This window comes from Bacillus sp. H1a, assembly GCF_000633475.1.
GTDB classification, from domain to species: domain Bacteria; phylum Bacillota; class Bacilli; order Bacillales; family Bacillaceae_G; genus Bacillus_A; species Bacillus_A paramycoides.
In genome coordinates this window covers 1-10289 of the sequence record NZ_AYMH01000092.1, presented here as the reverse complement: position 1 = coordinate 10289, position 10289 = coordinate 1, and the positions used below count along the sequence as shown (strand labels likewise).

Sequence of the window (10289 nt, the reverse complement as noted above, 5' to 3'; positions counted from 1 at the left end):
ACAGAGTAATGCAACAAAATCCCTTATGTTAACAAAATCTATCCTTAATCCTGACGAAAAGGTAACTTTAAATAAAACATTGATGAAAGGGATTCAAGAGGGGAATTTAGATGGATTAGAAGTTGAAATAATGGAAAATTTACATTTAATTCCTTCTTATGTTGATTTTCAAGATTTCGCAAAATTTCTATATAAATCGTGTTCTTCGGAAGAAGAAGAAGATTTCTACTTTAAGGGATTACTTGAGAAAATAAAACATAAATACGATTACATATTTATCGATGTTCCACCTATGTCAATTGAAGTCACAAAAAATGCAGTTGTAGCTTCTGATTATGTTCTTATAACTCTACAAACACAAGAACGTTCTCTTACAGGTGCGGAAAACTACATTAACCAACTAGTAAAATTAAAAGAGCAATATAATCTTGATATTGAAGTTGTAGGTATTCTTCCAGTGCTATTAAAAAATAATGGTAAAGTGGATGAATACATTATGGAAAATGCTCGTGAAATTTTTGGTGAAGAAAACCTATTTAAAAATATCGTTCCACAGATGGAACGTATTAAAAGGTTTGATGTTAACGGTATCACTGAAAATGATAGACATGATTTAAATGTAATAGAACTATACGAAAAAATTAGTGATGAATTATTATCTCGTATCAATGTTTTTGAAAGTATGAAGGTTGGTGTATAACATGGCAAGAACTCCTGGATTATTAGGCAGAAAAAAGAGCAATTTTGACCCAACAGATCCTTATATCCCAAACGAGGATTCAGTTGTAACAAAAAGTGAAGAGAATACTCCTACTTTTCCACCTATAAATGAAGAAAAACAAGTGACTCAGCAAGAGAAAAAGAAGGAGCAAACACCAGAGAAAAAGACATTTAAAAACCAACAAGGTAGTATTAAAATTTCTGGTCAATCTAAGGAAGAGCTTGGAGCACTAATGAAACTTACTAATAAGAAATATGCTCATGAAATAATAGATTTACTTATACATCATTATGTAGAAAATCAATTAACTCCCGGACAGAAAAGGAAATTTAAATTATTAACAGAGATTTAGAAATATAGAAATATCCCTACATAGAAATGGGGATATTTCTATATTTTTGTAGTTAAAAATATCATCACCAGAACTTCTTCCACGACTTTCTCGTCCCTCTCATCACCGCAATTCCCTTATGATATTCCCTCATCAATCGCTTTGTCTCTTAAGCTAACTATTTAATATCTTCTTTGTACTTGGCTACAATAACACTAAACCACTGATCAGTATTAAGACGCCATTACTTTTGAGCTATTAGCGCCCTTCTTTTTATTTCTTCAAATGTAGCTTTGAAATAATGTTTGGTCAAATTGATACTAATAACCTTGATAAATGAGCAAAAAGAAAGAGCGTGTTTTGAAAAAAGATTGATCAAAACACACTCTTAATTTATTTAATTGAATCATTCTTTTATAAAAAAGTCTAATCATTTCAGTGATCCTTATTCCATTAAAGCGCCCGATTGTTGAATAATTTCTATTGGATATTCCTAAAATCAGAAACCACTTATTCAATTTAACCCCCTTTTACTTTACGTGAAATTCGCTCAATTACTCGGGATAAACCGAGTGTATTTTTGTAAATAATAAGATTGTTAAACAAGAAATTGCGGAGGGCTTGTATGCAACATCATAAAAAGGCTATAGAGAAATTGGGTTCTATTATGAAACCAGATTTTACTGAAACTGATGCACTAAAAGTAAAACAAGAAATTCAAAAAGATGTAAGAGAAGGACAAGGTGCAATGACTTCCCGAAAGGCGGGAGCAATGCGAGATTAAGAATCTCCCACTTCAAACAGTCCGTAAGGACGTTAAGTGGTGAGTAGTTCAAAGTAGTTAATCTCTTTTGACATCAATGCTTTAGATATTATCCATTAATTCTATAATATGCACCACATATCATCGCTGTGCTCTTTTTTAATAATATAGAAATATCCCTATTTCTATAAGTCGATATTTCTATATGTCATTACCCTTGTTACAGAAATAAAGGTATAGGAGAGAGCTTTGGAATAGTTACTAGAACAATATAAATTACTGATTCTATTTCATATACCACATAATACTACTATAATCTCCTTCGCAATATAGAAATATCCCTATTTCTATATTGAGATATTTCTATATCCTGTTGCTTTTGTTACAGAAATGAAGATATAGAAGAGCGTTTTTGAATAGTTACTGGAATAACATAAATTACTGATCCCATTGCATATACCACATAACACTACTATAGTCCCCTTCTTAATATAGAAATATCCCTATTTTCCAATGGGGATATTTCTATATTTATTAGTGTATTTTAAAACAAGAAAATTCTTACTCGAAAAAAGGTGAGATAATATGGCTGTCAAGAAAAGAGAATCTTTCTTTTTGAATCTCAAAGAAATTGAGAACGAGGAATTCTTTAAATGGTTTGAATCTCAAGGGAATATAGCAGATTCATTATATAAACTTGTCTGTTACTTTATTGATAAACATGGCTGACAAGATGTCGGTGATTATAAGATTCAACAACAAATGCAAAGAGAAATCTTGCTTCAAGATAAAGATTTTTTAAATGAGGTTAGACGTATTATATTGAAAGATTCAAATCTCATTATTAAAAATGAAGACTCAAGCATCCATAATGAGAGAAAATCTCCTAATGAAAAAATTGAGACTTCTGAAGAGCAATATAATAATGAAGATGTAAAAAAGAAGACGTTTCTAAATCTGTAACACCTGTTTTGAATGATGAATATGAAGATCTTGATACAGCAAGTTTATTTAGTAATTAATGCTGTCAACATAACAAAAAGAGTCCTGAGTGATACGGACTCTTTTTGAGCTTTTACAAAAGTAAACTTTTAAATACATAATTACTTCAAACATCATATAGGACCAGGTTTATCTTATCTGGACAATAATAGCTTAGTCCTCACAACAAGAGCAGGGAACATTTACATTATTTATTTTATCACTTGAACAGATGCTGGTTTCCAACCCTGATTCTCTACCCAATCAATATCAACCTTATATTTTTTATTACTTTGCTTATCACGTACATTACCGTAGGCTTTATTATTACCGTTATTCCCAATAAAATCGAAAATCAATTGGCTCTCTGGAACATCAACAGCATAAGAAATTGCTTTTTTCATCTCATTCCAATCTACTGTTCCCTCTTTAAATTTCATTGCAGGTTTTGCTCCTTGCTCTGTACCAATTGGCTTCCAAGAAGAATTAGTTTGAGAACCCTTTTCTTGAGATACCGTTTTTTCTCCTTCTTTATTTTCATTTCCGTTCGTTTTTACCGATTCTTCTGCTTTTTGTTTCGCTTCTAACTGTGCTAATTCTTTATCTTCACTTTTCTTTTCTTCTATCTTTGCTGCTTCTTTATCTTTACTTTGCTTCTCTTCTATTTTTGTTGCTTCTTTATCTTCACTTTGCTTCTTTTCTATCTTTGTTGCTTCTTTATCTTCACTTTGCTTCTTTTCTATTTTTGTTGTTTCTTTATCTTCACTTTGCTTCTTTTCTATCTTTGTTGCTTCTTTATCTTCACTTTGCTTCTTTTCTATCTTTGTTGCTTCTTTATCTTCACTTTGCTTCTTTTCTATCTTTGTTGCATTCTTTTCTTGAGCAATTGCTTTCTTTGATGTATCAGAAGGGAAAAACAACTGATATGTCACTAGACCAACTGTCACTAATACTAAACTAAATGCGATATTAAATATCCCCTTTTGACGACGATTTTGTTGTTTTTCCTGTTTTTGTTGAAACCTGCTTCCTTGTCCCATTCTTCAAACCTCCGTGTTTATTTTCTCCTCTAATCTTTATGCATTGTCCCTATAATTCTTAATATTTTATTAAATAATAGAAATGAACTACACTTCCCATACAGGATTCTATATAATAATAAAATTTGTGTTTTTTCAAGCATCTGACATATGTTATTCAAAAATAGTTTAATAAATTAAAAATTGATAAGCTTCTGCACTTAAGAAACCTTCAATTTTATTCAAAGGTGATTCCATTTATGTCCACATTAGATCATCTGTGGAAAGCTTTTTAGCAATTAAACCTCTTCTTCCCTTATTTATAATTTTCAAATTAAACTTCCCTCTATAGTATACTAAAGATGTGTCGTTTTCTAATGGGGTATGCCGTAAAATCAAAAGGGATTTTATCTCTTTTACTTTCTTTTCAGAATAACTTTCACCACTAGGGAATTCTATTATTCCTAATCTAATCTTTAATTCGCTTTCATCACAAAACCAATCGTTATTAAGTTCCCTTATCTTTTGTATAAAGTGCCTCTTGGTTTTTCCTATATAGAGCAATGTTTCTTTGTTAGCATGCACTCTAAAGATTGCAAAAATCCCCTTCTTAGAAGCTTCTTCTCTATTATAAAGATCATTTAAACTATACGATCCATACCATTTAATATGTACTGTTTCTATTAATTCCACCTCATTTTTAGACAATAATATCATTTCTCAATGTTTAATTTATTATGAATACATAGTCTTAATTACTTGAATTATAAATTGTGCTTTTCAATAATACATTTTATTATTAATAACTTCAATAATGAATATGTACATATCTTCATGCATGCATGTCCTATCCTTTGTTGCGTCACGTAAGGTTCGTAATTTTCGTCGGTAATTTTGCCGCTCTGTGGTGGGGGAAGCCTTCTAAATAACTAGCGGTTACGCTGGTGTTCGTAGGAATCCCACGCTTCAAGCGTAGCTAAGTGGGGATAGTTCAATTGGTAATTGGTATGTAAATACTCTAAAAAAAGAGTCCTAGAAATAGGACTCTTTTTTTTAGACTTTAATTTTCAACTTACATCTTATCAATAATTAACTGTCTTTTATACCATTGATTTAATTTGTCACTCGCAGTTCCAGAGAGACGCTTTGTTTTTTTATTATAGAATCTTGAAAGAGTGGGCTGTGATATGCCTATCTCTGCTGAGAGCTCCCGCATAGTTATGTTCTTTCTCCGATGTATAAATTCTATTCTATCCCGAATTAACTGTTCATTTCTATTTATATCTAAGAGCCTTTCTTCAGTTTTTACTGGCTGATTATCCCTAGGAATTACATCAATAGTCTGCTTCTTCGCTAGGCTTTCCGTTGAATGGATTACATCAGTAGCCTTCTTCTTTGCTAAGTTTTCCATTGAACGAATTAATTCATTAGGTGGTAGTATTACTATTCCTAACTGCGAATAATATTTTTTAAACCAATTTTTCTTCATCAATTGATCCTCATCTAATCCCTTATCATATCCCCAATGAGAAATGACACCTTCTTTTTCTAAATCAATCAAAACATTTTCTAATTGATCACGAATACGGTTAGGCTTTTGCTTTTGGTTTATACCCATTACCGCTAATAATCCTTTATCTCCCCCTATAGAATAGGGCCTTTTTAAGTTAGAAAACATTTGACGAATTCTCCACTGCCATGTCAAATAACGAATTAATCTTTTATGATACTTGTGTCTATAGCTATTATACTCAAGGGCCTTTTTTGATAATAGTGCCGTAGTGCTATTAGATCCATATAGATAACTGGATAAGAAACTTCCCGGTTTAATTCGGCACGATTCTATACCCATGTATTCATTTGTATTCTTATCTCTCCAAAGCACTACAGAATCTAATACAAATAACCGTTTAATGACTTCACGCTTTACCTCATAATGTTTACCTGTTTCAGCGCGATCATTTAGTACAACTACTTCATTCTCATCATTTAAGTATATAAAAATACTTGCTAGAGCTGCTATACGTTTAGCTACCTTAATCTTATCTTCCACTCTATAATATTCAACACCATTTGCTTTTGCTTTTGAAATACTGCACATTTCTAAAACTTGTTCATATGAAAAATCAATAAATTCATCAGGTGAATTTGCTTCATTTAGCCATTGAATTGTGATGGTATCTAATACGTCCGCTGTTAAGTCATCCATATTACTCATTACACCATCTACTAATGTGTTCCACCTTGCGGCTTCTTCAATATTTGTTAGCCTTAAATCTTCGTCTTTATGAGATGAAAGCTGTGCTACTCCATTACTATCTTTCGCTTCAATGGGATATGATTTTAATTTTGTATTTTCATCTTCCTCAAATTGATTCTTTGCTATCCCATCTCTTAACTTATAATAAACAGCGGAATTATTTACTTCTAAATAATTTTCATGTGCTATATTCGCATCAGGTTCAATTACTGGTGTAGGTGTTACAGTATTAGCCTTTTCTTCGTTACGAAACTCTTGAGCTATAAAGACATCTATTGTCTCATGAATTGTTACTTTGTAAGTATCTATATTTTTAAATATATCTAAAGATGAAATACCTTTTCCTTGTTGCTGCTTCACCCACTGTACAAGCATTGAAAATGACGGAGAAAGATATTCTGAAGTTACAATTTTACTATTATCTGCTTCAACGTCTACATAGTAAGAATTCCATTTATGCCACAATTGCTCGTTCTGTTTATAAAGTGGTTCTGTTATTGATAATGCGTCCCTAAACAACTGTAGAACGTTTTCCATATATATTTTTCTCCTTATATAAATTTAATAAGTGTTATTTAAACGTGAAAATACTTAGCCATATGATGTCCCTTTCCACATAACAAGAAAGATACTTAGAATATTCTATTTGAAGTTTTCTACGTTACACCTTTACAGGATTTTAATGTTCATACCTATGGTCATCCCTTTTAATGATTATACAAGACCAAATCAATTTGTAAAATCCAAATACGACTTAATTCAAAGGCTTGCGTAATATCCTAGTTTTTTTCATAGATCCTGCTTCTATTAGTGCCATTTTTCATAAACATGAAAATCTGTAGCTGTATCATTCCCCATTCAACTGCACAGTTTTAAGAAAAAAGGGATAAAGCTTGATATAATAGGTTTTCTTTTGTAATTACATATGGAACATGAAAATTTATAGCTATATGATGTCTCTTTTGAATAATGTAAATGCTCTATAAACCCTTTGATATCATACCCCCACTACCTTTTGGTTGTATTTTTAGCTATATATAATATGAAAACCGGTAGCGATATGACTTCCCTTTTTTCATACAAAGATGAAAAGTTCTTAGTAATATGATGTCCCTTTTAAAATTTGAAATTTTGAGTCCAAACTCTTTAATACCAACGTTTAAAGGCTACTCTATGCATAATTGCATATCTAAAAACATGAAAATTTATAGCTATATGATGTCCCTTTTGCATGACTTAAATGTTCTATAAACCCTTTGATATCATACATTCACTTCCTTTTGATCTTATTTTCGACTATTTGTATAACATGAAAACCGGTAGCGGTATGATGTCCCTTATTTTATAAAAAGATGAAAAGGATTTAGCTATATGATGTCCCTTTTAAAATTTGAAATTTTGAGTTCAAACTCTTTAATACCAACGTTTAAAGGCTACTCTATGCATAATTGCATATCTAAAAACATGAAAATTTATAGCCATATGGTGTCCCTTTTGTATTTATAAAATAACCTCATAAACATTGTTGCATCAATGTTTATGAGGTTATTCCTAATGATTTATCGATTATCTAGAAAGATGAAAACCGGTAGCGGTATGATGTCCATAAAAAAATTTTGATAAATCTTCAAATCCCTTGATATACAAGGGATCAACGCGCATTTCATCTTTTCATTTTTTCTCTTAAAGGGGCATATTTCATCAAATTTCGATTTGTTATAATCATAATTGGTATATTTTATAGTATTTTGGCATATATTTCTGGATTTATGTGTAGGAGGTGAAAAAGATGGGACAATCATTTATTATTCGTAATCAACGTAGTCTAAATGGACAAGATACAAATGCAGTTCTCGTAACATTAAAATCTTGGCAAAAACTTGTTGAAGCTTTTGAAGAGAAATACTACAGCTATAAAGATACATACCTTGAGGATATTCTCGATCATATGACATATGAAGAACGTATTGCTGATGTAGACGGCTTAGTGGCTCAGGCGAAACCATCTTTTTCACGTCGTACACTATCTGCTATTTCAGAAACAATGGGACGAAAACATAAATTATATGGCCTTACAAATGCAGATTTAGAAGTCTTCTTATATCTACACAAGAAATGTTACACGAATGGGATCATTCCAAATGTAACAGTACATATGATGTGGGAAGATTACAAGCAATATAAAGAAGAATTTGCTTATATACAGCATTCTCAATTCTATATTGCATTAAAGAAATTAAGTTTACATAACATTATTAAAATAGAAAATGAATTAGATGGCCGCTCTACCATTAAGCTAACTCATTTTATGAATGAAGAAACTGAAAAGGTAAACCCTTATGTTTATATTAGCCCAGTGGTATTTACAAAGGCTTTCTTTGAGCTGTCAGTTGCGGCTAAGAAACTATTCCTGGACATCGCTATGCAACAGCACAGCGAAACCACTCTCAAACGTTCCTTAGACAAGCAAGATGAAAGAGGAAATACAACTCATTTTGGCGGGATGTACCGCTTTTTACATAAGAAATACCCACATCAAATCCGTGCAGTTATGACAGAACTAACAACTGCATTACCATGTACAGGGACTCCCCTATTCAAAATTTGTAAATTACAAAAAGGGGTTAAAAATAAAAAAAGATATACGACGTTATATCTATCCTTACATACAGATTTCTTATGCACAAAAGAAGCTGGAGAAGTACAGTATCGCGATCCATTCACTCCAAAGGTTACGTATGTACGAAAAGCTCGTTTTATTGAATCTGTGCTACAAGAACTGAATATCGGTGAATTTGCACAAGACATGAATAAATTTATTCATGTACTTAAGTATACTTGCCATCGACAGATTCGAAGTGTCATTCGTAGCTTACGTGACATGATAGATCGTAATGAAGAATATCCAAGTAAGTTAGTGTATACACTGAAAAAACTGTTAAATCAAACATCACAATATCAAATTCTTGATACAGCAGCAAAAGAAGGTATTTACCCTCTTATTACACAACATGTTCCAAAAGAACAAAAAGAGCAAGCTGTATTTGATTTCGGATTACATTTCTCTATGTACTCTCTTCGAAACATCAAAAAGTTGTTCCGTAAAACATATGAATTACTAAAATCCAAATTTGCTGTACCTGTTACAGAGGAATCGTATCACCGTAACTATTTAAAGTATCAAGAAGAAACATTGTTTAGAAAGTACGCCTATGAACAAGGTACAAATCTAAATGCTTATATGGCTTTAGAAATAGAAATACGTGAACTTCTAAAAACAAGAGGGCATAAAGAACGCTTTATTCCGAGTGATGTTCGCGAATTGTTCATTGAAAAGATAGACCGACTACCTAAAGAAAAGCTTCGCGTTATTGAAGTACCGGATGAATTCAATTTGATTGCATTTATGCGTGCATTTGAACAATTAGTACGCGCTGGTATTCATGTAACAACAGCCGAACAAGTACTTGAAGTCATAGAAAAAAATTAACGATACTCCGCTCTCTATTTTTGAAAAAACTATAAATAGAGGGCTATTCGTGTTGATTTCATTCTATAAAAGCCCTCTATTGATTTCTTCTTATAGGTACCTTTACTAGATTCTATTTATAATAGGGTCTTTTTTTATACATTCCTATACAAAACTGTACTTCAATTAACTAATTTTCCACACCTCTGCTTAAATAAGCATGCTATTTTCATCTAAAATACATACAAATACCTACAAAAAATCATAAGAAAAATATTGAATTCCGTGGATAAGTAGATAAATAGAACCTAATGTGAATAATATTATGTAATTATTATTGAAATAAAGGGATTTTGGCACTTCACCTATCAAAAATCATCAATATTTATGTGAGTAATGTGACAAATTCTAATTGTGTTGATTAGTTAGCCTATATTGTGAATGCTTTGTGAGTAAGTATTGTGAAATTGTGGATATACAGTAGATGCATTCGAAATTTAAGGCTTGAATAAATATATTTAATCATGTATCAATTTGTTTCAGTTTTTATGTAGAGACGCTATATGTCATTTATGATTATTTGTAGGTTTTATATCTTAACAAATCCTATTTTTCCGTCGTTAGATTCTTCTATTTATGATTTTTTACGCTATGGTATGCTCAAAAGCCTTGTTACAGTAAGAGGAAACACCTATTTCTTCGTCCTATATAAGTTTTATCTTTATATTTTTAATATATATAAGAT

At 31.3% G+C, this 10289-nt stretch carries 7 protein-coding genes and 1 pseudogene; 5 read left to right on the top strand and 3 right to left on the bottom strand.

Annotation, left to right across the window (positions count from 1 at the left end):
- The 4 genes and pseudogenes from U860_RS0129575 to U860_RS32240 form a co-directional block, all read left to right on the top strand.
- On the top strand, positions 1–700 hold a 700-nt coding region (locus tag U860_RS0129575), incomplete at its 5' end, for a ParA family protein (protein WP_029953178.1).
- 1 nt (position 701) lies between these two features.
- The gene (locus tag U860_RS0129570) at positions 702–1073 is read left to right on the top strand and encodes a hypothetical protein (protein WP_025151310.1); all 372 of its coding nucleotides are present in this window, start codon (positions 702–704) and stop codon (positions 1071–1073) included.
- Between the two features lie 604 nt (positions 1074–1677).
- Complete coding sequence (locus U860_RS36145; RefSeq protein ID WP_205206379.1) at positions 1678–1836, top strand: hypothetical protein; 159 nt, start codon at positions 1678–1680, stop codon at positions 1834–1836.
- 564 nt (positions 1837–2400) lie between these two features.
- Positions 2401–2837 (top strand): annotated as a pseudogene (locus U860_RS32240) (hypothetical protein).
- 171 nt (positions 2838–3008) lie between these two features.
- On the opposite strand, the gene U860_RS0129555 reads toward U860_RS32240, so the two are convergent.
- From U860_RS0129555 to U860_RS0129545, 3 genes are all read right to left on the bottom strand, one after another.
- A complete protein-coding gene (locus U860_RS0129555) occupies positions 3009–3836 on the bottom strand; it encodes a YrrS family protein (protein ID WP_025151309.1) in 828 nt (275 codons plus the stop codon).
- Positions 3837–4073: 237 nt separating this feature from the next.
- Positions 4074–4508 (bottom strand): hypothetical protein, encoded by a 435-nt coding sequence (locus U860_RS0129550; protein WP_025151308.1) that lies wholly within the window; start codon positions 4506–4508, stop codon positions 4074–4076.
- Positions 4509–4887: 379 nt separating this feature from the next.
- Entirely contained in the window at positions 4888–6612 is a 1725-nt protein-coding gene (locus tag U860_RS0129545) for a helix-turn-helix transcriptional regulator (protein ID WP_025151307.1), read from the bottom strand.
- 1252 nt (positions 6613–7864) lie between these two features.
- On the opposite strand from U860_RS0129545, the gene U860_RS0129540 reads away from it, so the two are divergent.
- Entirely contained in the window at positions 7865–9565 is a 1701-nt protein-coding gene (locus tag U860_RS0129540; RefSeq protein WP_025151306.1) for a hypothetical protein, read from the top strand.
- Positions 9566–10289: the final 724 nt, after the last annotated feature.